This window comes from Vreelandella gomseomensis (genome assembly GCF_031451645.1).
GTDB classification, from domain to species: Bacteria; Pseudomonadota; Gammaproteobacteria; order Pseudomonadales; family Halomonadaceae; genus Vreelandella; species Vreelandella gomseomensis.
The window spans coordinates 224,548-248,740 of record NZ_JARWAI010000004.1 but is presented as its reverse complement, the minus strand read 5'-3'; the positions used below and the strand labels follow the sequence as shown (position 1 = coordinate 248,740).

At 63.1% G+C, this 24,193-nt stretch carries 21 protein-coding genes and 1 riboswitch; of the genes, 17 read left to right on the top strand and 4 right to left on the bottom strand.

What is annotated here, in order from left to right:
* Positions 1-176: 176 nt before the first annotated feature.
* The 7 genes from cobT to QC815_RS07005 are packed head-to-tail and all read left to right on the top strand — an operon-like array spanning position 177 to position 5,584.
* Entirely contained in the window at positions 177-1,241 is a 1,065-nt protein-coding gene (gene cobT, locus QC815_RS07035) for a nicotinate-nucleotide--dimethylbenzimidazole phosphoribosyltransferase (RefSeq protein WP_230447900.1), read from the top strand.
* Positions 1,238-2,233: an adenosylcobinamide-phosphate synthase CbiB gene (gene cbiB, locus QC815_RS07030; protein ID WP_309767741.1), complete on the top strand. Its 996-nt coding sequence runs from the start codon at positions 1,238-1,240 to the stop codon at positions 2,231-2,233. Before cobT ends, cbiB begins: the two co-directional genes overlap by 4 nt.
* Positions 2,230-3,321 (top strand): threonine-phosphate decarboxylase CobD, encoded by a 1,092-nt coding sequence (gene cobD / locus QC815_RS07025; protein ID WP_309767739.1) that lies wholly within the window; start codon positions 2,230-2,232, stop codon positions 3,319-3,321. Before cbiB ends, cobD begins: the two co-directional genes overlap by 4 nt.
* Entirely contained in the window at positions 3,305-3,841 is a 537-nt protein-coding gene (locus tag QC815_RS07020; protein WP_230447903.1) for a bifunctional adenosylcobinamide kinase/adenosylcobinamide-phosphate guanylyltransferase, read from the top strand. The genes cobD and QC815_RS07020 overlap by 17 nt, the downstream gene beginning before the upstream one ends.
* Positions 3,838-4,614, top strand: a complete 777-nt coding sequence (locus QC815_RS07015) for an adenosylcobinamide-GDP ribazoletransferase (RefSeq protein WP_309767737.1) — start codon at positions 3,838-3,840, stop codon at positions 4,612-4,614. Before QC815_RS07020 ends, QC815_RS07015 begins: the two co-directional genes overlap by 4 nt.
* Positions 4,551-5,204, top strand: coding sequence for a histidine phosphatase family protein (locus QC815_RS07010; protein ID WP_230447905.1), 654 nt, complete (start codon positions 4,551-4,553; stop codon positions 5,202-5,204). The genes QC815_RS07015 and QC815_RS07010 overlap by 64 nt, the downstream gene beginning before the upstream one ends.
* A complete protein-coding gene (locus QC815_RS07005) occupies positions 5,156-5,584 on the top strand; it encodes a bifunctional adenosylcobinamide kinase/adenosylcobinamide-phosphate guanylyltransferase (protein ID WP_309767735.1) in 429 nt (142 codons plus the stop codon). The genes QC815_RS07010 and QC815_RS07005 overlap by 49 nt, the downstream gene beginning before the upstream one ends.
* A gap of 4 nt (positions 5,585-5,588) precedes the next feature.
* Here the strand turns inward: QC815_RS07005 and QC815_RS07000 are convergent, their stop codons facing one another.
* Positions 5,589-6,206, bottom strand: coding sequence for a hypothetical protein (locus tag QC815_RS07000; protein ID WP_309767733.1), 618 nt, complete (start codon positions 6,204-6,206; stop codon positions 5,589-5,591).
* A 74-nt stretch (positions 6,207-6,280) separates the two neighbouring features.
* Positions 6,281-6,501: riboswitch (cobalamin riboswitch) on the top strand.
* 144 nt (positions 6,502-6,645) lie between these two features.
* On the opposite strand from QC815_RS07000, the gene QC815_RS06995 reads away from it, so the two are divergent.
* From QC815_RS06995 to QC815_RS06980, 4 genes are read left to right on the top strand one after another with little or no spacing between them, the layout of a single operon-like run.
* Positions 6,646-8,472 carry a TonB-dependent receptor domain-containing protein gene (locus QC815_RS06995; protein ID WP_309767731.1) on the top strand — a complete coding sequence of 609 codons (1,827 nt, stop codon included), beginning with the start codon at positions 6,646-6,648 and terminating at the stop codon, positions 8,470-8,472.
* Positions 8,429-9,379 carry a cobalamin-binding protein gene (locus QC815_RS06990; protein ID WP_422828600.1) on the top strand — a complete coding sequence of 317 codons (951 nt, stop codon included), beginning with the start codon at positions 8,429-8,431 and terminating at the stop codon, positions 9,377-9,379. Before QC815_RS06995 ends, QC815_RS06990 begins: the two co-directional genes overlap by 44 nt.
* A gap of 12 nt (positions 9,380-9,391) precedes the next feature.
* On the top strand, positions 9,392-10,363 hold the full coding sequence (locus QC815_RS06985; protein WP_309767728.1) for a FecCD family ABC transporter permease: 972 nt from the start codon (positions 9,392-9,394) through the stop codon (positions 10,361-10,363).
* Positions 10,363-11,133, top strand: coding sequence for an ABC transporter ATP-binding protein (locus tag QC815_RS06980; RefSeq protein ID WP_309767725.1), 771 nt, complete (start codon positions 10,363-10,365; stop codon positions 11,131-11,133). The genes QC815_RS06985 and QC815_RS06980 overlap by 1 nt, the downstream gene beginning before the upstream one ends.
* 19 nt (positions 11,134-11,152) lie before the next feature.
* Here QC815_RS06980 and QC815_RS06975 read toward each other — a convergent pair whose 3' ends face one another.
* Genes QC815_RS06975 through QC815_RS06965 form a run of 3 tightly spaced genes read right to left on the bottom strand, consistent with a single transcriptional unit; the run spans position 11,153 to position 13,937 of the window.
* Positions 11,153-11,917, bottom strand: a complete 765-nt coding sequence (locus tag QC815_RS06975) for an ABC transporter ATP-binding protein (RefSeq protein WP_230447912.1) — start codon at positions 11,915-11,917, stop codon at positions 11,153-11,155.
* Positions 11,917-12,981: a FecCD family ABC transporter permease gene (locus QC815_RS06970; RefSeq protein ID WP_309767723.1), complete on the bottom strand. Its 1,065-nt coding sequence runs from the start codon at positions 12,979-12,981 to the stop codon at positions 11,917-11,919. The genes QC815_RS06975 and QC815_RS06970 overlap by 1 nt, the downstream gene beginning before the upstream one ends.
* Positions 12,978-13,937 carry an ABC transporter substrate-binding protein gene (locus QC815_RS06965; protein WP_309767831.1) on the bottom strand — a complete coding sequence of 320 codons (960 nt, stop codon included), beginning with the start codon at positions 13,935-13,937 and terminating at the stop codon, positions 12,978-12,980. The genes QC815_RS06970 and QC815_RS06965 overlap by 4 nt, the downstream gene beginning before the upstream one ends.
* Positions 13,938-14,315: 378 nt before the next feature.
* Here QC815_RS06965 and QC815_RS06960 point away from each other — a divergent pair, with 378 nt between their 5' ends.
* Genes QC815_RS06960 through QC815_RS06935 form a run of 6 tightly spaced genes read left to right on the top strand, consistent with a single transcriptional unit; the run spans position 14,316 to position 24,166 of the window.
* Positions 14,316-16,112 carry an AAA family ATPase gene (locus QC815_RS06960; protein ID WP_422828565.1) on the top strand — a complete coding sequence of 599 codons (1,797 nt, stop codon included), beginning with the start codon at positions 14,316-14,318 and terminating at the stop codon, positions 16,110-16,112.
* On the top strand, positions 16,109-16,702 hold the full coding sequence (gene cobO, locus QC815_RS06955) for a cob(I)yrinic acid a,c-diamide adenosyltransferase (protein ID WP_230447915.1): 594 nt from the start codon (positions 16,109-16,111) through the stop codon (positions 16,700-16,702). Before QC815_RS06960 ends, cobO begins: the two co-directional genes overlap by 4 nt.
* On the top strand, positions 16,702-18,072 hold the full coding sequence (locus tag QC815_RS06950; RefSeq protein ID WP_309767719.1) for a cobyrinic acid a,c-diamide synthase CobB: 1,371 nt from the start codon (positions 16,702-16,704) through the stop codon (positions 18,070-18,072). The genes cobO and QC815_RS06950 overlap by 1 nt, the downstream gene beginning before the upstream one ends.
* Complete coding sequence (gene cobW, locus QC815_RS06945; protein ID WP_309767717.1) at positions 18,059-19,195, top strand: cobalamin biosynthesis protein CobW; 1,137 nt, start codon at positions 18,059-18,061, stop codon at positions 19,193-19,195. Before QC815_RS06950 ends, cobW begins: the two co-directional genes overlap by 14 nt.
* Positions 19,195-23,040, top strand: coding sequence for a cobaltochelatase subunit CobN (gene cobN, locus QC815_RS06940; RefSeq protein ID WP_309767715.1), 3,846 nt, complete (start codon positions 19,195-19,197; stop codon positions 23,038-23,040). The genes cobW and cobN overlap by 1 nt, the downstream gene beginning before the upstream one ends.
* Positions 23,018-24,166, top strand: coding sequence for a cobalamin biosynthesis protein CobG (locus tag QC815_RS06935; protein ID WP_230447919.1), 1,149 nt, complete (start codon positions 23,018-23,020; stop codon positions 24,164-24,166). The genes cobN and QC815_RS06935 overlap by 23 nt, the downstream gene beginning before the upstream one ends.
* Positions 24,167-24,193 lie beyond the last annotated feature (27 nt).

Here is a 24,193-nt window from a genome sequence, read left to right as displayed (position 1 = left end):
CAATTGTAGTTTTATTACCCTAATGGCTAATGACTATCGCGGTAGACGATGGCGCTTTGATGACAGCATAGGCGTCACAACCGACTGTCGCCGTTCAAGCGTGCAATTCGCAAGTATAGCAGGCCTGGTTTTGCTACCATTTGGCCTCGTTCGAAGTTGACCACGCTGGAGCCGCCATGCCCACCGATGCTGTCCTGTCCCTTGTCTCGCGCATCACGCCCGTCGATGCCCGCGCCGGCGAGCGCACCCGCGCCTACCTTGATACGCTCACCAAGCCGCCTGGCAGCCTCGGGCAGTTGGAAGCGCTGGCGATTCAGCTGGGCGCCATTACCGGGACGGCCACCCCCAGCGTATCATCCCCAAGCGTGGTGGTGTTTGCCGCCGACCACGGTGTCGCCGAAGAAGGCGTTTCGGCGTTTCCCCAGGCAGTGACCGCGCAGATGGTGGCCAACTTTGCCAATGGCGGGGCGGCGATCAACGTCTTTGCCCGCCAGATAGGCGCGCGTGTCGACGTCGTCGATGTGGGCGTTGCAGCGCCGTTGGATTTACCGGACGTCATCGATGCCCGGGTACGCGCCGGCACTGCCAACTTCACCAAGGCCGATGCCATGAGCCGCGATGAAACTCTGGCGGCCATGGGCGCGGGCGTCGCCGCCGTCGAGCGTGCTCGATACGCCGGGGCGAGAACCATCATCGTGGGGGAAATGGGCATTGCCAATACCACCGCCAGTAGTGCAATGCTGGCGGTTTTCTGTGCGGTGCCGGTCGCCCAGGTCGTCGGCGCGGGCACGGGCATTACCGGTGCGCAGCAGGCGCACAAGGTCGCGGTGATTGAACAGGCCATCGACGCTCGTCAGCCAGATCCCGACGACCCGCTGGCGGTGCTTGGCAAGCTGGGCGGGCTGGAAATCGCCGCCATGACGGGCGCCTATTTCGCCGCCGCGCTACACCGTCTGCCCGCCATCGTCGACGGCTTTATCGCCACGGTGGCGGCGCTCACCGCCTGCCGGCTGTGCCCTGCGGTGCGCGGCTACCTGGTGTTTGGCCATCAGTCGGAAGAGCCAGGTCACCTGACGGCGTTGGAAGCGCTGGAGGCCAAGCCGTTGCTCAACCTGGGGATGCGCCTGGGCGAGGGCAGTGGGGCGGCGCTGGCGTACCCGCTGCTTCAGGCAGCCACGGCCATGCTCAATGAGATGGCGACCTTTGCCGATGCGGGCATTAGCGATAAAACCAGCCCATGACAGCATTCAGCGATTATCTCCCTGCCAGCCTGATAATGGTCGCCGTGGCCATCGTGGTCGACCTTATTATCGGCGATCCGCGTTCATGGCCGCACCCGGTGGTGATCATCGGTCGTGGGATAAGCGTGCTGGACGCCCGCTGGAATCAGGGTGGCGACAAGTGTCGTCGGCGGTCGGGCTTTTTACTCACCGTAACGATCGTTTCAGGCACTTTCTTTGTCGCCTGGTTGGCGCTTGCGCTGTTAACTGCGTTGCATCCCTGGTTGGGTATCGTCGCCGAGATAGGGCTTCTCGCCACCACGCTTGCCATCAAAGGCCTCGCTGACGCAGGCCGTGCGATTGCCAAACCGCTTGCCCAGGGCGATCTGCCGGCGGCGCGTCGGGCACTGGCCATGGTGGTCGGCCGCGATACCGAGCAGCTTGACGAGGCGGAAATTACCCGTGGCGGCGTTGAAACCATCGCCGAAAACACCGTAGATGGCATTACCGCGCCGCTGCTGTTTGCGTTGATCGGCGGGGCACCGCTGGCGTTGGCCTACAAGGCTATCAACACGCTGGACTCCATGGTGGGCTATCGCAATCAGCGTTATGCCGACTTCGGTTACGCCTCCGCCAAGCTGGACGATGTGGCCAACTGGCTGCCGGCGCGGTTAACGGTGCTTTGCCTGTGGTTGGCGGGCCTGCTGCTGAGTCTTGCAGGGTCGCGCCCCTTGCATTGGCAGGGCGCCCTGCACGCCACGTGTCGCGATGCGCCGCTTCATCCAAGTCCCAACGCTGGCTGGCCGGAGGCCATGATGGCAAGACTGCTGGGCGTGCAACTCGGCGGCACCAATGTTTATCAGGGCATTGCGTCTAATCGTGCGACGCTGGGCGAGCCGCTCGAGATGCTTCAGGTGGCGCATATCAACGCCTCCATTCGGCTGATGCATACCACATGGCTGCTGTTTGCCGTGATTGCGGCACTTGGATTCATCGTCTGGGGGCTTTTATGACCATGCCCGAATGGCCGAGCCACGGTGGCCAGGCAGAGGCCTTGCTGGAACGTTTCGCGCTGCCCGGCGATCATGTGGTTGACGATGTCAGCGCCAACTTGAACCCGCTGGGGCCGCCTGAGTGGGTCTCCGGCTGGTTGGCGGATCGTCTGGGCGGGCTGGGCCGCTACCCGGAGCCAAGCTACGCGACCGCCCGGCACGCCATTGCCGCTCATCACCAGCTACACCCAGACCAGGTGCTGCTGACCAACGGCGGCGCCGAGGCGATTTTTCTTGCCGCCGCGCTCCATGCCGGCAAGCGCGCGGCAGTGTTGGCCCCAAGCTTTGGCGAGTACGCCCGCGCCTGCGCGGCGCATCGGCTCCAGGTGACAAAAATCCCGCTATCCGCGCCGTCGTTTGCGCTTGACCAGGCAACGCTGCTCGAACACGCCGCTGACGCGGAGGTGGTGTTCCTGTGTCGCCCGAATAACCCGACCGGCACGTTAATAGATTGCTGTGTGATAGACGCCTTGCTGGCCGCGACCCTGGCCCGGGGGACGCAGGTAGTGGTCGATGAGGCGTTTATCGACATGGCGCTGGGAGCCGAGGCGCTAATGCCTCTGCTGGCGCGTTATCCCAACCTGATCCTGCTGCGCTCGATGACCAAGTTTTATACCCTGCCGGGCCTGCGCCTGGGTTACGTGCTGGCCTCGAGTGCGGTCATCGAGGCGTTGGCCAGGCACCAGCCGCCCTGGAGCGTCAATCACCTGGCCGCTGAGTTGGTCGAGCCGCTCTTGGACGACCACGCGTTTGCAGACCGCACCCACGCCTGGCTCGCCACCGAGCAGCCGAGAATGTATCAAGCGTTATCAGCGCTGGGGCTGGACGTGGTGCCAAGCACTACCTGCTTTTTTCTTGTCCGCCCGGGTGAGGCACAGCGGCGGGGGGTGGATAGCGCGAGGCTGTTCGAGCGACTGCTGCGCGGCGGTATCCTGGCCCGCCACACCCACGGCTTTGCCGGGCTTGAGGGCAATTGGCTGAGGCTTGCGCTGCGCGACGAGTCGGGGAATACGCGACTGCTGGAGGGGCTACATGATTGTCTTCGTTAGCGGCGGGGCGCGCAGCGGCAAGAGCGACGTGGCGGAACAGTGCGTTAAGCGGCTGTCGGCGGAAAAGCCGCGCTACTATATCGCCACGGCGAGCGTCTACGATGGCGAGATGGCCGATCGGGTTGCCCGCCACCAGGCATCCCGGGGCGCGCAGTGGCAGACGCTTGAAGCGCCATTAGCCATTGATCGGGCCGTGGCCCAGGTGACCGATGGCCACGGGGCTCTGCTGGATTGCCTGACGCTGTGGGCAAGCCAGGTACTTTACGCAAGCGACCTCAGCGAGGAGGCCGGCATGGCGCTGTTGGCCAGCACGCTGCGCGATGCTCGCGTGCGGGGCGTCAGCCTGGTGGTGGTATCCAACGATATCAACGAAGACCTGCTAACCGACAACGCCGAAACATGGCGCTATGTGGCGTTCTTGCAGCGGCTGCACGTTCAACTGGCCGCTGAAGCGGATTCGGTGCTGGAGGTGGTGGCGGGCCGCGCCGTCGAATGGAAAATGGCCAAGGAGCCGCAATGAAAGACGTACTGTTTGGCGGCTTGTTGGCGCTGCAGTTTTTGACCCGCCTGCCGGTGCCGGTGGCCTGCCCGTGGACGCCGGCAACGCGACGCTGGGCGGTGCGCGCTTATTCGCTGGTGGGGCTGGCGATTGGCGCTGCGCTCGCGCTTGCCGCGCACGGGCTCGTCGCGCTGGCCACGCCGACGCCGATCATCGCGCTGATCCTGCTGAGTTTATGGGTAGCAATATCAGGTGGCTTGCACCTCGATGGCGTGATGGATCTGGCTGATGCGATGGGCAGCAATCAACCCCTGGCGCGGCGTTGGGAAATTCTCAAGGATTCACAGATTGGCAGTTTCGCCATGCTGGCGCTTATTTTCCTGTTGGCGTGGAAAGGCATGCTGCTCTGGGCATTTGTTCATTACCAGGCGCCGCTCTGGTGGCTGGTCGTACTGCCTGCCCTGGGCCGCTGGGCAGGCGTGGCGTTGCTGACGCTTGCGCCCTGCGCTCAGCCACAAGGCCTGGCGTGGAGCTGGCAGCAGTCGCTACGCCCGCGCGAGGTGGCGCTTGCCCTGGTGCCCCTCGCGCCAATGGCTCTGGTTTATCCAGCGCTCATTGGCTGGCTGGCGGTCGTCGCGCTGTTCGTGGCGGCGGCGCGGTGGGCGCTGGTACGTTCATTTAACGGCATTAACGGCGATATGGTCGGTGCCACCATTGAAGGAGGGGAGCTTTGGCTACTGGTCATGATGTGGAGCTGGTGGCAGTTCGCCACGGTATCACCGCCTGGAATCTAGAGCGTCGCTACCAGGGGCAGCGCGATATCCCGCTGCTATTACCTGAAGCGGAAGAAGGGCTGATGGCGCTTCGTGAGGCCCTGGTGGATGAGCGTTTCGATGCCATCTACACAAGCGACCTGAACCGCTGCCAGCAAACGCTGGAGTGGTCCCAGGCCGCCAAGCCCGGTATTCCGGTACACCTGGAGTCGCGCCTGCGTGAACTGGACTTCGGCGACTACGAAGGTAAGGTCTACGACGAGTTGAAAGACCTGCCGCACTACCGCGCCTGGGTGGATAGCGTCGGCGAGCTGCAAATCCCCGGCGGCGAGTCGGCGGCGCAGCTGCGTGAACGGCTGGAAGCCTGGCTTCAGGCCCTGGCCGGGCAGGCCCAGCAGGAAGGTTATAAAAAAGTGCTGGTGGTTACCCACGGCGGGGTGATTCGTGAATTGCGCCGCCGCTTTGAAACCATCGACTTCTGGCAGGGCACGGTGCACCAGGCGCAAGGCAGGCGCTGGCAGCTTATTTATCAGCAAGACGACCATGGACAAGGGGAATGGCAATGCAGCTGTTCATCGGCGGTGCCCGCGCCGGCAAGCACGACGCCGTAGCCGCGCGTTTTCTCCAGGCGACCTGGTGGCGACTGACGCCCGGCCAGCGGCTTATATCAGCCGCCGATGGGCTGGCGGAGGGCACGCCGCTGGTCGTTCACAGTGTGTTCGACTGGCTGGCGGCGTCTGTCGATCCGTTGCAAGACGATGACGAGACGCGCCGCCAATGGCAAGACGATCTGAAGTGCCTGAGGCACGCGGCGCAAACGAACGACGCCGCGCTGGTGATGATCGTCAACGAGATTGGCCGGGGCATCGTGCCCATGGATCGCGAGGCGCGCCGTCTGCGCGACCTCAATGGCTGGTTCTGCCAGGACGCCGCCGCCCAATCTGACCAGGCCTGGTATGTGCGTCATGGGTTGGTGATGGCGATCAAGTAATCAGCTACGCTTGTCGCCGCCAACGCTGCCCGCCGATCATCAGCAGATGCACCGGCAGGTAGACCACCGCCGGCCATATCAGCATCAGCAGGAATAGATACAGCAGTGGGTCGAGGCTGTCCTGGGGTTGGCCGAAGGGGCCGTGAACCCAGTTGATATTGCGTTCGGCCTCGGTGAGCAGGTAGCTCAACGGCACCACTACCCAGGTCAGCAGGGTTTGCCATCGCAGGGCGCGACGCGAATAACCCAGCTTGGCGACGCCGATGCCGGCCACCAGTGGCAGCACCACATGGTAGAGCGACATGGCCTTTGCCATGGTGGGGTGCTCCGTGTCGAACATGTATTCGGTGCCGCCGATGGGATGCACGCCAGTCAGCGCCGCCGTGGTGACGTCCAGGCTCCACAAACTACCGACCATTGCCACCGCCAACCACTGCATCGACATCAGCGTGCGTTGCTCCCTCCACATCGCCGCCAGCAGTAGAAAACTCGCCACATTGCATAGCCAGAAGAAGTTCTGCGCCCCCAGCAGCACTACGTAGCTCGGCGCCCAGATCAGTATCCACAGCGTAAAGGCCAGCTTTAGCCAACGCGGCACAACGGCTGCCGAAGAATCGGCCATCAGCGTCTCCTTGTCGGTGGGGTGGCTTTACTCTAGCAGCTCATCGTCAATTGACCTTCCCACAGCAACTTGCTAGCTTACGCGCACTCTCAGGTGCCCTCAGCGAACCGCGCTGAGGGTGAAACGGGAAGCTGGTGAACGCCTAGCGTAAGCCCAGCGCTGCCCCCGCAACGGTGATCGAGACAAGAACGGCCATTTGCCACTGTGCCCAGCACGGGAAGGCGGTCGTTCGGAAAAGGGCCATCTGCCATTTTCGCTCGTCAGCCCGGAGACCGGCCCGAGAGCATGGTTGTGAATCCAACCAATACATGCCAAGCGCGGTGGGCGCTCCCGGGGCAGTTATCGGCGTATTTCCATCGCGCGCGACTTCCTTGCAAGGCCGCCCCTTGGCCCTAAAAACACGCTGTGCGGGTGAGCACAGCGCGCAAGGAAAATCCTCATGTCCTACCGTTTGCATACCGGTGCCGCCATGGCAACGCTCAGCCTGGCGGCGCTGCCTCTCGCTGTTCACGCCCAGGGCGCTGATACGAATCCCGGTGCGGCCGCGCTTGACCCGGTTGTCGTCACGGCCGCCCTCGCGCCGCAAACCGCCAATGAAAGCCTGTCGTCGGTGACCGTCCTTGACGAAGCCACGCTACGCCGCCAGGATCCGACCAGCCTGACCGATTTATTCCGCGGCCAGCCCGGGGTGGATGTTTCTACCAACGGTAGCTTTGGTAAAAACAGCAGTGTTTATCTTCGCGGCACTGGCAGCGGGCAGAACGTTTTACTCATAGATGGCATTCGTCTGCGTTCGGCGACGACGGGCAGTGCCGCTTTTCAATACCTTGACCCGCGTATGTTCGACCGCGCCGAAATCGTGCGGGGCCCACGCGGGAGTCTTTATGGTGCCGATGCGGTCGGCGGGGTCATCCAGCTGTTTACCCCTGAAGGGGAAGAAGAAGGCCCGCAACCGCGCTTTTCGATAGGCGGTGGCTCGTTCGATATCCAGCGCTTGAGCGCCGGTATTAGCGGCCGCGAAGGCGGCACGCGCTACAGCTTTGCGAGCAGCCACTTCAATACCGATGGCCAGCCCATTCGCCGTGGCGGTGACAATAAAGGCTACGACAACACCTCGGCGCTCGCCAGGGTGTCGCATACCTTCGAGGAGGGGACTGAAATCGGCGTGCTGGCGCTGCGTGCACGCGGCAATAACGAGTACGATGATGGCGAGAATGATTTTGTTCAGCAGGTCGCGGGTATTTACGGCGAGCTTGCCATCATGGACAACTGGCGAAGCCGCCTGACGCTCAGTGAATCACGCGACGAGAGCGACAATGTGGCCGACTTCGGCGACTCGGTCTTCAACACCAGGGTGCGCACCGCTCGCTGGGAAAATACGTTTTCCTACGGTGCCCATGAGCTTATTGCCGGCGCTGAATACCAGCATGACAGCATCGCCGGCAGCGATACGGGGTTTGGTAGCTACGCCGAGGAAGCACGCGATAACCGGGCGGTCTTTACCCAGGGGCTGTTGGATTTTGCTCCGCTTACGCTGCAAGCCAGCGTGCGATTGGATGATAACGAGGCCTACGGCGATGAGGTCACCGGCAGTCTAGCGGCTGGCTATGCCATTGATGATGTTCATACGCTGCGGGCAAGCTATGGGACGGCGTTCAAGGCCCCCACCTTCAACCAGCTCTATTACCCGGGGTTCAGCAACCCAGCGCTTGAGCCGGAAAGTTCGGCGACTGGCGAAGTGGGACTGCGTGCTCAATACACTCGTTGGTACTGGGATTTAGCCCTCTATCAGTCGGACATTGATAACCTGATTATCAACGTCGATACGGCGGGGGACGGCTTTGTCGATACCCCGCAAAACGTGGAAAATGCCCGTATTCGCGGGGCTGAGCTATCCAGCGGTATTGAACTGGACGCCTGGACCCTTCAAGCGGCGTTGACCTACACCGATCCTGAAAATCGTGACACCGGCAACCGTCTGCGTCGGCGTGCCAGCGAAAGTCTGCGCCTGGATGTCGACCGTGAACTGGGCGATTGGACGCTGGGCGGCTCACTGGTCGCCCAGAATCACCGTTACGAAGATGCCGACAATGCAACGCGTCTCGGCGGGTATGGTCTGGTGAATCTGCGCGCTGGCTGGGCGTTTGCGCCGATGTGGACGGCGCGGGTAACCGTCGACAATGCCTTTGATAAAGCGTATGAAACAGCGGCTGACTACATCAATGCCGGTCGAGCGGCGTTCCTCAGTGTTCACTTTGGCCAGTAACGTCGCCAGGCGGATTCGCTGGGCCTTGTGCCCCGCGCTGCTGTCGGTCGCCACTCTAGCCGCAGCCGAGACCGTGCCGGGTACCCACTCGCGCTGCGTGATCGATGACCGCGACCGGGAAGTCTGCCTGCATGCGGCTGCCCAGCGGATTGCCACGCTATCGCCCGGCGCCACCGAGCTGGCCTTCGCGGCCGGCGCCGGCGACCAGGTCGTGGCGGTGGTCGACTACAGTGATTATCCCCACGAGGCGCTTGAGATACCTTCCGTTGGCAGCCATACCCGCGTTGATCTCGAAGCGCTGGTGGCGCTATCGCCCGACCTGGTCATCGGCTGGACTACCGGCAACCCGCCCGAACAGCTGGAAACGCTCGCTTCACTGGGCATGCCGGTGTTTTATATCGAACCTCGCGGGGTCGACGGCGTGGCGAGCGTGATCGAGCGGCTGGCGCGGCTGGCGGGTACCGAAGCAACGGGGCAAAACGTTGCCGATGCATTTCGCGAGGGGATGGCAGACCTGGAGAATCGCTACCGGGATCGTGACGCCGTATCGACGTTCTACCAGGTGTGGGACGAGCCCTTGATGAGCATCAACGATGAACACCTGATTGGTCAGGTGGTGCGGTTGTGTGGTGGCACCAACGCGTTCGGCGAGCAGCAGCGACTGGTGCCGCGCTTGGATGATGAAGCGGTGCTCGCTGCCAACCCCGAGGTGATCATTGCCGGGGGTATGGGCGAGGAAAACCGCGACTGGTTGACTCATTGGGAGCAGTACACCGAGCTGGAAGCGGTCGCTCAGGGCAACCTGTTCTTTGTGCCGCCTTCGCTCATTCAGCGGCCCACGCCCCGCCTGCTGGAGGGCGCAGCGCTGCTCTGCGAAAAACTTGAGACCGCCCGTGAGCGGCGCTAACCCAGGGTGTCTATGTTTCGCCAATTGAGCCTGCCGCTCGTGTTATTGGCCCTGCTGGCGCTGGCCGCCGTCTGCATGGCCATGATGGTGGGTAGCGCCTCGCTGTCGGTGGGCGATGTGTGGGCGGTCGTGCGTGGTGAAGGCGAAGGCCTGGCGCGCACCATGGTGCTCGACCTGCGCCTGCCCCGGGCGCTCTCGGCGTTTGCCGTAGGCGGTTTGCTGGCGGTAGCCGGTGCGCTGATGCAGGTGCTGCTGCGTAATCCCTTGGCGGATCCCTACGTGCTGGGGCTCTCAGGTGGTGCCTCGATTGGCGCGCTGGGGGCAATGCTTGCGGGCGTCGGCGGTGTGTTGATGTCCGGTTCGGCGTTTGCCGGGGCGCTTTTCTCGACCTTTCTGGTGTTTGGCATTGCCCACGGTCGCGGCGGCTGGACGCCTTCGCGGCTGCTGTTGACCGGCGTGGTGATCGCGGCGGGGTGGGGCGCGGTGATTACGCTGATGTTGGCGCTGAGCCCCGCCGAACGCCTACCGGGGATGCTCTACTGGCTGATGGGCGATCTATCTTACGCGCGCACGCCCTGGCCGCCGCTGCTGCTGCTGGTCGCGATCTGCCTGGCGCTGGTGCCACTCGGCCGTAACCTGAACGTGCTTGCCCGTGGCCCTCAACAGGCAGCCGCGCTGGGGGTCGACGTGCGTCCGCTGGAATGGGGTATTTATGTACTGGCCAGCGTGCTGACCGCCGCCGCCGTGACCACCGCCGGCAGCATCGGGTTTGTCGGCCTGGTGATTCCCCATATGCTGCGTTTGCTGCTGGGCAACGACCAGCGGCTGATCCTGCCCGCCTGTGCGCTGGCGGGGGGCACGCTGCTGGTGCTCGCCGATACTCTGGCGCGTACGATTATCGCCCCCGAACAGCTGCCGGTAGGCGTGATTACCGCGCTGCTTGGCGTACCGACCTTCCTGTTGCTGCTTTACCGGAGCCGCTGATGAGTCGTCTGGCCACCCAAGACCTGATCATCGACGTGCCCGGTCGCGAGGGCGGCACCCCGCTTAATTTTACCGTTGAGCCGGGCCAGAGCTGGGGCGTGTTGGGCCCCAACGGGGCCGGGAAGACAACGCTGCTGCACACCCTGGCCGGGCTCAAGCCGCCGCGTTCGGGGCTCATCGCGCTTGCCGATAAGCCACTGGCGTCGCTGCGCCGTCGACACATAGCCCAGGCGCTTGGTGTGGTATTTCAGGACCGCCAGGACGGCTTTCCCGCTACGGTGCTGGAGACCGCGCTGATTGGTCGCCACCCTTATCTATCACCCTGGCAGATGGAAGGCGCCGATGACGTCGCCCGCGCCGAACGCGCGCTCGAGCGTCTCGATGTGGCGCACCTGCGCGACCGCCTGGTGAATACGCTGTCCGGCGGTGAGCGTCAGCGGGTGGCGATTGCCACGGTAGTGACCCAGGGGCCGGCCATTTGGCTTGCCGACGAGCCGACCAACCATCTCGACCTGCATCACCAAAGCGCCGTCATGGCACTGATGGCGGAACAGGCGAGGGAAGGGCAGGCGGTGATGATGTGCCTACACGACCTCAACCTGGCCGCCCGCTGGTGCGACCATATCCTGTTGCTGTACCCCAATGGCGATGCCTGCTGGGGACCCAGAGAGAACATGCTTGTGCCCAGCGCCCTGGAAAGCCTCTATCAACAGCGGCTGGCGGTCGTCGATGTCGAGGGCGCACCGGTGTTTGTGCCGGTAAAAGGGTAAGCCGTCAGGCTCTCAGGGGTTAAACTGAGTTGCGAAAACGCATGATCTGCTTGCCATCCACCGGGTCATCGATCACATGGGCGTGCACCCCGAAGGTCTGCTGGAGCCTGGCGGCGGTGAGCACTTCCTGGGGCAGGCCACTGTCGATCAGGCGGCCGTTATCCATCACGCCGATACGATCACACTCCATGGCGTGATTAAGATCATGCAGTGAGATCACCACCGTGATGGGCAGTTGCCGAACCAGTTCAAGAATCGACAGCTGGTGGCGAATATCCAGGTGGTTGGTGGGTTCATCTAGCAGCAGAATTTTAGGCTGCTGGGCAAGCGCCCGGGCAATGTGCACGCGCTGGCGCTCACCGCCCGATAGGGTATGCCAAAGGCGATCCGCCATGTGCGCCATATCGACGTCGCGCAGCGCCTGCGCCACGATGGCGTCGTCTTCCTTCGACCAGGGGCTCAACGCGGAAAGGAAGGGGGTGCGGCCCAGCGAGACCACCTGACGCACGGTAATGCGGTCGGTAGTGTCTGCCTGCTGTTCCACCAAGGCGACGTATTGTGCGATAGCACGTTGCTTGAGCGTGTGCAGGGGCTGGCTATCCATCAACACCCGTCCTGCTTTGGGCTTGTTCAATCCCGCCAACAGACGCAGCAGGGAGGTTTTCCCCGAGCCGTTAGGCCCCACCAGGCCAAAGGTCTGGCCGGGCTCGACGGTGAGATTGACGTCAGTCAGCAGTGGCGTGCCGTGAACTGACCAGGCCAGCTTTTCAGCCGATAAGCGCATCAGGACCTCTTGCCGCGAACCAGGATCAGCGCAAACGCGGGCGCGCCTATCAGCGAGGTAATTACCCCGATGGGGAGTACCTGGCCGGAGACCAGCACTCGGGAAAGAATATCCGAGCCGATCAAGAACACCGCGCCGGCCAGCGCCGTCGCCGGCACCAGCCGGGTGTGACGGCTACCCACGATAAAACGCATGGCGTGGGGGATTACCAGACCGACGAAGCCGATGGCCCCCACGATAGACACCATCACCGCCGTGACCAGTGCCATGGCGATAATCAGCATGCCACGTACCGGGCGCACCGCGATACCCATGGAGGCGGCGCTGTCGGCGCCGAAGGTAAACGCATCCAGGGAGCGCCGATGCCACAGGCAAACCAGTAGCCCGAAGAGTGCGGCAGGCACCGCCAAGGTCGCATCGGCCCAGCGCACGCCGGAAAGATTGCCCATCAGCCAGAACATGATGCCCCGGGCCTGCTCGGCGCTCGCCGACTTGGTAATGATAAACGCGGTCAGCGCATTGAACAGCTGTGAGCCTGCGATGCCTGCCAGAATAATCGCCCCCGCTGCCTGAACGCCGCGGCCACCACCGACGCCACTGTTGGCCGCATGGGCGAGCATCACCACGATACCAAAGGCGAGAAGGGCACCCACAAATGCACCCAGGGAGAGCGAAAGCGCCCCCGCGCCAATACCAGCGACGGCAACGGCCACCGCGCCGGTAGAGGCCCCAGCGGAAATGCCCATCAAGTAGGGGTCGGCCAAGGGGTTGCGCAGCAGCGCCTGAAGCACGACACCTGCAAGCGCCAGGCTAGTACCACAACAGGCAGCGACGACGGCGCGGCTAAGCCGGTAGTTCCAGATAATGCCTGCATCGATCCGGTCAACCGCATAATCCGCGCCCAGTAGCTGATTGGCGAGCACTTTGAGAATGGTATCAACGGGAATCGGTGTCTCGCCGATGGCGGTGCCCGCGATCAGCGCCGCCACGAGCACCAGCGGCGTGATCCATAACCAGCGCAGTGCAAAACCTGCCGTAGATCGCCGCGTTAACGCAATGCTCATTCTTCAAATGCCATTGTCGCTAGCGCCTCGGCCAGTGTTTCAAGGCCGTAAATAGTGCGCATCGTGGCGCTCATGGCGTGGGCATCCATCTCTATGATGTGGTCGTTTTTAACCGCCATCATTTCACGGGTAACCGGGTCGCTGCGCAGAAACTCACGCTTGGCTTCAATGTCGTCGGCGGGAAAGCGGCGGCGATCCATGCTGGCGATCACGAGCACATCGGGGTCAGCCCTGGCGATGCTCTCCCAGCCCACCGTGGGCCACTCCTCATCGGACTCGATCACATTACGAATGCCGAGCTTGTCCATCATATAGCCCGGTGCGCCGAGTTGACCCGCCACGAAAGGGCTAACCCCCAGGTCTGTCGATGAGAACCAGAATGCCGCGGATAAATCGTCCGGTAAGTCCAGGCTGTTCGCTAGTGCTATTGCGCGCTCTTCGCGGTCGATGAGGTCGGCTACCAGGGTCTCGCCAGCGTCTTGCACATCATATATCTGGGCTAGTTCGGTGATCCCTTTATAGACCGAATCTGTAGAGAAAGCGGCCGTGCGGGTGCCATCGCCGCCGGTAGAGTTATCCTTGGTGTCGCAATCGGCGGGTATGATGTAAGTGTTGATGCCCAGTTCATGAAACTGCTCACGGGTGGCGACACTGCCGGTGGGGCCTACGTGCCATTCATACTGCACCGCCACCAGATCCGGCCGTTTATTGACCACGGCTTCAAAGCTCGGGTCGTCGTCAGCAATCCGCTCGGTCGCTTCATTGGCCTCAGCAAACGGTGGTAAGACCGGGTTGAACCAGACCGACGTGCCGGTAACTCGATCAGCGAGCCCCAGCGAATAGAGGATTTCCGTGGCCGATTGACCCACCGTCACCGTTCGCTCGGGTGCCGACGCGATGCTTATTTCCATGCCGCAGTTGGTTAAGCTCAAGGGGTAGTCGGTGGCATCGGCCATCGCATTAGCGGCGGGCAGAAGGGTTGCCGCGGTCAGCAGGTAAGGGGCGGTCTTCATGTCTGGCTTCCGTCAACGGATCGGATGACGCTCGAGAGCGCCTCTTTAAAATGTTATGTTATAACATTTTGTATTAGGTGCTTGTCAAAGAATAGCCGTATCTTACCTTATGGTCATCGGGCCTGTCTCTTGGCTGCGGGCTGGGGGCCAAGCTGGCTTCGTCGCCCTGCCTTCCTCTATACTTCCCCCTCATATTTATCCACGTTTCCATGAATGGTTTTGTTATTTACCTGTCAGCCATCATGAATCAGACTCAAGCCCGGTGGTCTTCGCATCGGTCAACCAGGGTTGGCCGGTGGGCAGGCTTGCCTAGCACGGGAGATGCAGGTGAGTGAGTTTCCGTTTGCGGCGGTGGTCGGTCAGGAACCGCTGAAAACTGCCTTGCTGCTGAACGCCATTAACCCCCGGATTGGCGGTGTGTTGATCAGCGGCCCCCGGGGTAGCGCGAAATCCACCCTGGCGCGGGCGCTGGCCGCCGTTTTGCCCAAGGATGGCAACGGCAGAAAGCCGCCGTTTGTCACCTTGCCCCTCGGCGCCAGCGAAGATCGCCTGGTGGGAAGCCTCGATCTGAACAAGGTGCTGGCCGAGCGCGAAGCCACTTTTCATGATGGCTTGCTCGCCAAGGCCCACGGCGGGGTGCTATACGTGGACGAGGTCAATCTGCTGCCGGATATGCTGGTGGATCTGCTGCTGGATGTGGCCGCTAGCGGGGTCAACGTGGTCGAGCGCGATGGCATCAGCCACTCCCACCCGGCACGCTTCAGCCTGATCGGCACCATGAACCCGGATGAGGGCGAACTGCGCCCACAGTTACTCGACCGTTTCGGCCTCTGCCTCGAGCAGGCGGGGGCCATGAGCATCGACGAGCGCATTGCCATCGTCCAGCAGCGCGACGCCTTTGACCGCGACCCCGAGGCCTATAAAGCGCAGTTTGCGGCCGAGCAGGCCGCGCTGATGCAGCAGCTGGAAGACGCCCAGCAGGCGCTGGCAACGGTGACGACCGAAAGCTGGGTCTACGCGACGATTGCCCAGCGCTGCGAAGCCGCAGGCGTTGAAGGTCTGCGGGCGGACGTTACCTGGCACCGGGCGGCCCAGGCCCATGCGGCCTGGCGCGGTGCGGCGAGCGTTAGTCAGGCAGATATCGATACGGTTGAACCCTGGGTGCTGGCTCATCGGCGGACGCGTTCATCAGACGCGGGTTCAGACGCCGAGCCTCCCGAGCAAAGCCGGGGTTCCTCAAGCCCGCCACCTTCCACACTGCCTGATCGGTCGTCGGGCGGCGGCGAAGAACATCGCAATAGCGCTGGCCCGTCAGACTCTCAAAACGGCGGGTCAGGCCAGTGGGGCGCCATGCCGCCCCAGGCTCAGCAGGTGATAAGCGCCCCTGCGTTGCCCTGGCCGGACGCGCCTTCGAGCAAGGCTTCAAAACGGGCCGCCAGCAGCGCCGAATCACCGGCGACGTCGGGCAGCGGCCAAACGCAAGGGCGTGGCCGCTCTCAGGTAGAGACCTCGCGGCTGGACGGATTCGCGACGCTGATCGCCAATCGCGGCCAGTGGCCCTGGCAGCAGCTAAAGATGCGCAAGTCCCGCGCCGGGCAGGCGACGGCACACCTAGTGCTGCTGGACACCTCCGGTTCCACCCTGGGACAACGCCTGCTGGGCCAGGCAAAGGGGCTGGTCGAATCGCTGGTCAGCCAAGCCTACGCCGCGCGGGAGCAGGTGGCGGTGCTGGGGTTTGGCAACGGCGGTGTCGTGCCGATACTCTCCCGTCGCCGAGCGCCCAAAAACGCGAGAGGCACGCTTGAGGCGGCCAAAGGCGGTGGCGGCACCCCGCTGCGGGAAGCGATTATTGAAGCCAAGCGGCTGATCCGCCAGTGGCAGCGCCGGGAGCCCGGTCTGAAGGTGCGCACCTATCTGATTACCGATGGCCGCACCCGGGAAACCGTTGACGATCTCGCCCCGCTGGACGACTGCCTGCTGATCGATACCGAACAGTCCAAAGTCAAGCGCGGGCAGGGCGCACGCATCGCCCAGCAGCTGGGCGCGCGTTACTGGCCGGCTTCGTTTGGCAGACCCTCTATGGCAGTCTCTGAACATCAACCTGGGAACTTCTCATGAGCGACGCAAGCCATTTAGATCGCATGCAGCGCAAAAAAGACGTGGTCGATGAGCGCATCAGCCGCGCCACGGAAGAGCGCGGCGTGCTGATTCTGCTCAAAGGCAACGGCAAGGGCAAAAGCAGCTCTGCTTTCGGCACCATGGTGCGCTCATTGGGGCACGGCCAGCAGTGCGCGGTGATCCAGTTCATCAAAGGCCGCCGCGAAACCGGCGAGTACCTGTTCTTTCGCGATCATCCCAAGCTTGACTGGCACATCATGGGCCACGGCTTTACCTGGGAAACCCAGAACCGTGAGCGGGACATTGAGGCCGCCGAAGCTGCCTGGGCAGTCGCCAAAGGACTGCTGGAGAACCCCGCCTATCATATGATCGTGCTGGACGAGATGAGCTATATGTTCAAGTACGGCTATCTTGACCCTGAGCCGGTGGTGGAAGCGCTTAAGCGCCGCCCGGCGCACCAGAACGTCATCATTACCGGGCGCACCATGGCCACGCCGCTGCAGGAAATCGCCGATACCATCAGCGTTGTTCAAGACGAGCGCCACGCCTTTCGCGGCGGCGTCAAAGCACAGGCGGGGATCGAATACTGATGAGCACACCGACCGTTAGCTGCCCCGCGCTATTTATTGCTGCCCCGGCCTCAGGCCAGGGCAAAACCACCGTCACGGCGGGGCTGGCGCGCCTGCTTCGCAATCAGGGCAAGGTGGTGCGGGTGTTCAAGACCGGCCCGGATTACCTGGACCCGCAGATACTCGCCCAGGCCTCCGGCCAGCCGGTGGATCAGCTGGATCTATGGATGGCAGGCGAGGCCTACTGCCGCCAGCGCTTTTATGACGCCGCCTGTGAAGCGGACTTGATCCTGGTGGAAGGCGCCATGGGGCTTTTCGACGGCGAGCCCTCAAGCGCCGATCTGGCAGCCTTGTTCGATATTCCCCTGGCGGTCGTCATGGATGTAAAAGGCATGGCCCAGACCGCCGCCGCGCTGGTCTCGGGGTTGGTCGGCTTTCGCGACGACATTCATATCGCCGGGCTGATCGCCAATGCCTGCGGCTCGCAGCGCCACCGCGAGCTGATCGAAGGCGCGCTGCCGCCGACGATTCCTCTGCTGGCCGCCATGCCCCGCGACCCCGCGCTATCGCTCCCCGAGCGCCACCTGGGCCTCGTGCAGGCGGCGGAGATTCGCGAGGATCTTGAAGCCCGCTTCGAGGCAGGCGCCAAGGCGCTGGAAGCCGCCGGGCTGCTGGATGCGCTTGCGGCGCTTTCACCCGTGACCTTTACCGCCCCCCAGGAACAACTTGCGGCCGTTAAGCCGTTGCTCGAAGGCCACACCATTGGCGTGGCCCGGGATGCCGCCTTCAGCTTTGTCTATCAGGCCAACCTCGACCTGCTGGAGCAGATGGGCGCCACGCTGCGCTTCTTCTCGCCGCTGACGGATAGCCACCTGCCCGAGTGCGACGCCCTCTGGCTGCCGGGGGGCTACCCGGAGCTTCACGCTCAAACCCTGGCGGATAACGGCGCCATGCGATCCGCGATTGAGGCTTTCTATAGCGTCGACAAGCCCATCCTGGCCGAGTGCGGCGGGCTGCTGTACTGCCTGGAAACCCTGACCGACTACGACGATATCACCCATACCATGCTGGGCCTGCTGCCCGGGCAGGGGGCCATGCGCGGGCGGCGGGGTTGCCAGGGGATGCAAACCGCCGAGCTGCCGGAAGGCCCGGTTCGCGGCCACGCGCACCACCGCTCCATGGCAGAAGGCACCCTCGAGCCGATTGGCCACGGCCGCCGCCAGCGGCACCCCGCGCCGGGGGAGGCGATTTACCGTCAAAAGCGCCTGACGGCGACCTATTTGCATCTGTTTTTCCCTAACAATCCTGATGCTGTGGCAAGGCTCTTTTCTGCCAGCCCGGCGTACTGCGAACCGCAACACAGCGAGGCATTTACCCATGCAGCCCAATAACGTACAGCTAAATAAGATTCCTGCCACGGTCGTGACCGGTTTTCTGGGCAGCGGCAAAACCACGCTGATGGCCAATATTCTGCGTCAGGTGACCGGCAAGCGGATCGCCGTGATCGTCAATGAGTTCGGCGAGCAGGATATCGATTCCAGCCTTCTGCGCAGCTGCGCGCTGGGCTGTGACGAGGGTAGCGAAGGCGGGCAGCTGGACGGGGAAGACGGCAGCATCTATGAACTGGCCAACGGCTGTATCTGCTGCACCGTGGAAGAAGAGTTTCTGCCGGTCATGAAAAAGCTGGTGACCCGCCGCGACGATATCGACCACATCCTGATCGAAACCAGCGGCCTGGCGCTGCCCAAACCGCTGGTGCAGGCGTTCAACTGGCCCGACGTCCGCCAGCACTGCACCGTGGATGCGATTATTACCGTGATCGACGGCCCCGCCGTGGCCGCCGGGCGCTATGCCAGCGACGTGGATAAGGTGGCCGCCCAGCGCCTCGCCGACGACAGCCTGGATCACGACCCCAGCCTGCGCGAGCTGCTCGATGACCAGCTCAGCGCGGCGGATCTGGTGCTGGTCAGCAAGGCCGACCTGCTCAGCCCGGAAGAGCGCACGCAGGTGGAAGCGGTGATTCAGGCGCGGGTGAGTGCCTCGGTGAAAACGCTGTTTATCGATCAGACCCTGACGACCGACACCACCCAGCTGGAAGCGCTGATGGGCATCGGCGCGGCCAGCGAAGCAAGTATCGATCTGATCACCAATCACCATGACAAGCACCACGCCGAAGGCGCTCATCACGACCACGCCCACGATAACTTTGATTCCTGCGTGATCACCCTGGGCGAAGTCGATGGCGACATCCTGGCCGACAAACTGCAACAGCTGCTGAAAAGCCACGAGATCTACCGCGCCAAAGGCTTTGCGGCGATTCCCGGCAAGCCCATGCGCCGGGTCATTCAGGCGGTGGGCGAGCGCCTGGAAGGCTACTTCGACCGGCTGTGGACTCAGGACGAGACGCGCCAGACTCAACTGGTGATCATTGGCAAATCGCTGGATAGCCAACTGCTGCAGGACGCACTTGCTGCGGCTGAAATGAATACTGAACAGGCGCATACGGCCAGCTAATGCACTTATTTGCCGCCAAGCCCGGGGGCTTTGTCGATGATGAAGGCATCATCGACCTGCAACAGAGCCCCGCCGAGGTCGTGATACTTTCTGCCGCCGATAGCAATCTCTCGGCGCTGGCCCAGGCGGTCGATCGTCTGGGCGAGGCGTACCCCTCGGTGCGGCTGGCCAACTGGATGAACCTGGTAAAACCGGCCGCCTACGATCTCTACGAAGATCGGGTGCTGGAAAAGGCTCAGTTGGTCATCGTCTCGCTGCTGGGCGGCAAGGCCTACTGGCAGTACGGCCACGAACGCCTGTTGGCCTGGGCGGCGGCCAAACCCGAGCGCCAGCTGATTCTGGTGCCGGGCTGCGATGCCCCGGATGACGCCCTACTGGAAGACTCCACCATCCACTTCGATGACGCTTACCGGGTGTGGCGCTACCTGCGAGAGGGCGGCGCAGACAACGCCGAGCAGCTGCTGCGTTTTGTCGCCAATGAGTATATGGACAGCGCGTGTATAGATAGCCAACTGGGCGACTGGCAGGAGCCCAAGGTCATTCCGCCCGCGGTGATTTATGCTTCCCAGGAGCAGCAAGCATCCAGCCTCAGCGAGTGGCGCGATCGCCAGGTGCCCGGGCGGCCGGTGTGTCTGCTGCTGTTTTATCGCAGCCATTTGCAGGGCGCGAACACCGCCGTACCCGACGGCTTGCTGGCGGCGCTTAAAGACCAGGGGCTTGAGCCGTTGGCGGTGGCCGTGGCGTCCCTGAAAGAAGGGCCGTGCATCGACTTTATCAATCACCTGGTTGAGCAGACCGGCGCGATGCTGGTGATCAACACCACCAGCTTTGCGGTCAACCGCAACGCCGACGGGCTGAATGCCCAGGGGGAAGAATTACCCGACAACCTCTTTGTGGGGCGTCCGGTCGTGCTCCAGGCGATTCTTGCCAGCAGCACCTCGGAAGACTGGCAGGGCATGGCCGCCGGGCTGCATAGCCGCGATGTGGCGATGCAGGTGGTGCTCCCCGAGATGGATGGCCGCATCATCACCCGGGCGGTGGGCTTTAAAGCCGAAGCCCACTACAACCCGCGCTGCCAGTTGGCGGTGACCCACCACGTGATCCACCCGGAGCGTGCCGCCTTTGTGGCCGAGCTGGCGCGGCGCATTTGTTCGCTGCGGCTGACCCCCAACGGGCAAAAGCGTGTCGCGCTGATCATGGCCAACTACCCCAATCGCGATGGCCGTATTGGCAACGGGGTCGGGCTGGATACCCCCGCGTCGACGCTGCAGATTCTCAGCGCTCTGAAAGAAGCGGGTTACCCGCTCAGCGAGCTGCCGGAAAATGGCGATGAATTGATCCGCCAGCTTCAGGGCGCGGTAACCAACGATCACGGCAGCCTCGACCAGCGCGCCTGCTGGCAGAGCATCAGCGTTGACGATTATCTGGCCTGGTTTCAAACCCTGCCCACCGAACTTCAGGAAACCGTATGGACGCGCTGGGGCTCGCCTCACGAAGACCCCAAGTGCCGCCAGGGTCGGCTGATGATCGCGGGTATTCGTCTGGGGGAGACCTTCGTGGGTATCCAGCCGGAGCGGGACTTTATCGACGATCTTACCCAGTCCTACCACGATATGGAGCTGTCGCCGCCCCACAGCTACCTGGCGTTTTATTTTTGGCTGCGCGCGCATTACCAGGTCGATGCGGTCATCCACGTCGGTAAGCACGGCAATTTAGAGTGGCTGCCGGGCAAAAGCATCGCCTTGAGTGCCGACTGCTGGCCGGATATTGCCCTGGGGCCGCTGCCGCACTTTTATCCGTTCATCGTCAATGACCCCGGCGAGGGCGCACAGGCCAAACGGCGCAGCCAGGCGGTGATTATCGACCACCTGATGCCGCCGCTGGCGCGGGCCGAACTCTACGGCCCCATGGCCGAGCTGGAAGCACTCACCGACGAGTATTACCAAGCGCTGGATATGGATCCCCGCCGGGAAGCGTTGATACGCAGCCAGATTCTCGCTCACCTGCGTGATACCGGTATCGATCATGAGCTGGCCCACATGGCGAGCGGTGAATGTGAGGCTGAGATTCTCAACGCGCTGGATACCTTCCTGTGCGACATCAAGGAATCGCAGATCCGTCACGGCCTGCACATACTCGGTACGCTGCCGCCGGAAGAGAAGCGGGCGGGCACCTTGGTGGCGCTGTTGCGACTACCCCGCGGCGAAACGGTGGCCAGCCGCGGTCTGCTGCACAACCTGGCAAGCGATCTAGGCTTAGATTTTGATCCGTTGGCTGCGGGCAACGAGCCCTGGCAGGGGCCCAGACCGGCTATTTTAAGCCAGCAGCTCGATGCCCCCTGGCGCACCGCAGCGGATGCTCGCGAGCGCCTGGAAATGCTGGCCGAGCGCTGGGTGGCCGACTACGTCTTGGCAGACGGCTGCCTGGATGACCTCGCCCGGGATTACCCCGATACGGCAGCGCAGCTGCGTTACGCGCGCGACCAGCTGTGGGTCACCATGCAGCGCGGCGTGAAGATGGAGCTTCAGTCGCTGCTCGACGGCCTGGAAGGCATCTTCGTGCCCGCCGGGCCCAGCGGTGCGCCCAGCCGGGGGCGGCTGGATACGCTGCCCACCGGGCGTAACTTTTTCAGCGTCGATAACCGCTCGATTCCATCGCCCGCCGCCTGGACGCTGGGCGAAAAATCCGCCCAGGCGTTTGTCGAGCGCTACCTGCAGGATCACGGCGACTATCCGAGGCGGCTGGGGCTATCCATCTGGGGCACCGCCACCATGCGTACCGGCGGCGATGACATCGCCCAGGCCTTCGCGCTGATGGGCGTGCGGCCCATCTGGTCGCTGGGTTCCCAGCGGGTGAGCGACTTTGAGGTGATCCCGTCGATGCTGCTCAATCGCCCACGGGTAGACGTCACGCTGCGGGTCTCCGGGTTCTTCCGCGACGCCTTCCCCAACGTAATTCGGCTGTTTGACGCCGCCGTGCAGGCAGTGGCGAGCTATGAAGAGCCAGGCAACAGCAACACCATCCGCGAGGCGGTGCTTTCCCGTCAGCAGGAACTGGAAGACCAGGGGCTAAGCCCGGAAATGGCCGCCCAGGAAGCGAGCTATCGAATATTCGGCAGCAAGCCCGGCGAATACGGCGCGGGCCTCAACCGGCTGATTGAAAACCGTTCCTGGGAGAGCGCCGACGATTTAGCCGAGGCCTACCTGGGGGCAGGCGCCTACGCCTACGGCCAGTTTAAGGAGTCGGGCACGGCCGCTCGCGGCGCCTTCGAGCAGCAGCTTCAAGGGCTGGATGCGGTGATGCAAAATCAGGATAACCGCGAGCACGATATCCTCGATTCCAACAGCTATTACGCCTTCCAGGGCGGCATGGCCAACGCCACCCGCTCGCTAAGCGGAAAGGCGCCGGAGATTTACCACGCCGACCACGCCAACCCCGCGATGCCCAAGATTCGCACTCTGAAAGAAGAACTGGCGAAGGTGATTCGCTCGCGCGTGCTGAACCCCAAATGGATCAACGCCATGCGCGAGCACGGCTACAAAGGCGCCTTTGAGATGGCCGCCACGGTGGACTACCTGTTTGCCTACGACGCCACCACCGACCTGATTGCCGACTACCAGTACGCCCAGGTGAGCGACGCCCTGGTGCTCGACGCCGCCAATCAGCAGTTCCTGCGCGACCACAACCCAGCAGCCCTGGAAGAGATGGCCGAACGGCTGCTCGAAGCCGCCCAGCGGGGCATGTGGCAAGACCCCGGCGAGCACGGCCAGGCGCTTCAGGATCTGCTGCTGGAAATGGACGAAGCCAAAGAGACCCATGGTCATGCCGCCCAGCCCGCGCATTAAAGGCTGGTGCCCCGGCGCATGGCAACCCATGGCCACCGGTGACGGTCTGCTGGTGCGCGTGCGCCCGCCGCTGGGCCAGCTTTCTCGGGAACAGTTAGTGGCACTGTGCGACGCCGCCGAGACCTTCGGCAGCGGTTTGATCGAACTGACCAGCCGCGCTAATTTTCAGCTGCGTGGGGTGACCGACGAAAGCTGGCCGCTACTGATGGCGTTTCTGGTCGAGCATCAGCTGGTGAGCGACGCCCCCGAAGCAGAACGACAGCCACCGCTTATGCTGGCGCCTGCCTGGCAAAAGGGCGATGACACCCCTACCATTGCCCGCTTGTTGCAGGCGCGGGGCAGTGAATTGGCATCTATGCCCGGCAAGGTCGGCATCGCCATTGACGCGGGGAAAGCGCCGGTGCTTGGCGACAGCGCCGCCGATTTTCGTATCGAGCGCTCAACAGAAGGCGACCTGCTGATACGCGCCGATGGCTACGCGCTAGGCACAGCGGTGAGCGATATTGATTCCGCCGTCGAGCAGCTGATTCGCTTAACTCACTGGTTTGTGGACAGCGGCGGCTGGGCGTCAGGCCGTATGCGGCGGCACACCGCACCGCTGCCTGAGTGGGCGCCCACTGATACCGCCCCTGCATACCCCGGTGAGAAGCTGGCAATGGGCAAACATCGCGAAGGCATGGTGATTGGCCTGCCTTTTGGCCGGGTGGCCACTAATACGCTACGTGCTGCTGTCTCGCCAACCGCCTGCAGCGTGCAAGTCACCCCCTGGCGGCGCCTGTTGTTGAAGGATTGCGATACACTGCCTGCGATTGATGGCTTGATACGCCATAATAGCGACCCGCGGCTAGCGATGGACGCCTGCCCCGGCGCGCCCTATTGCGAACAGGCGAGTGTCGCCACCCAGCCACTTGCCGAGAAGCTAAGCGGCTGGGTGGAAGGAAGCGTACATATATCCGGCTGCGCTAAAGGCTGCGCCCGCCGTTCACCGGCCGATGTATGCCTGGTCGGCGAGGCAGGCCGATTTAATGTTGTTGTTAACGGCAGTGCCGATAGCACGCCGGTTAAGACAGGCCTCACTGAGAGTGAGGCGTTGGATGTTATAAAAAAGCTCAGCGAAAGCCGTTAGGTTTATCGATATTAAAAAAATAGTGGC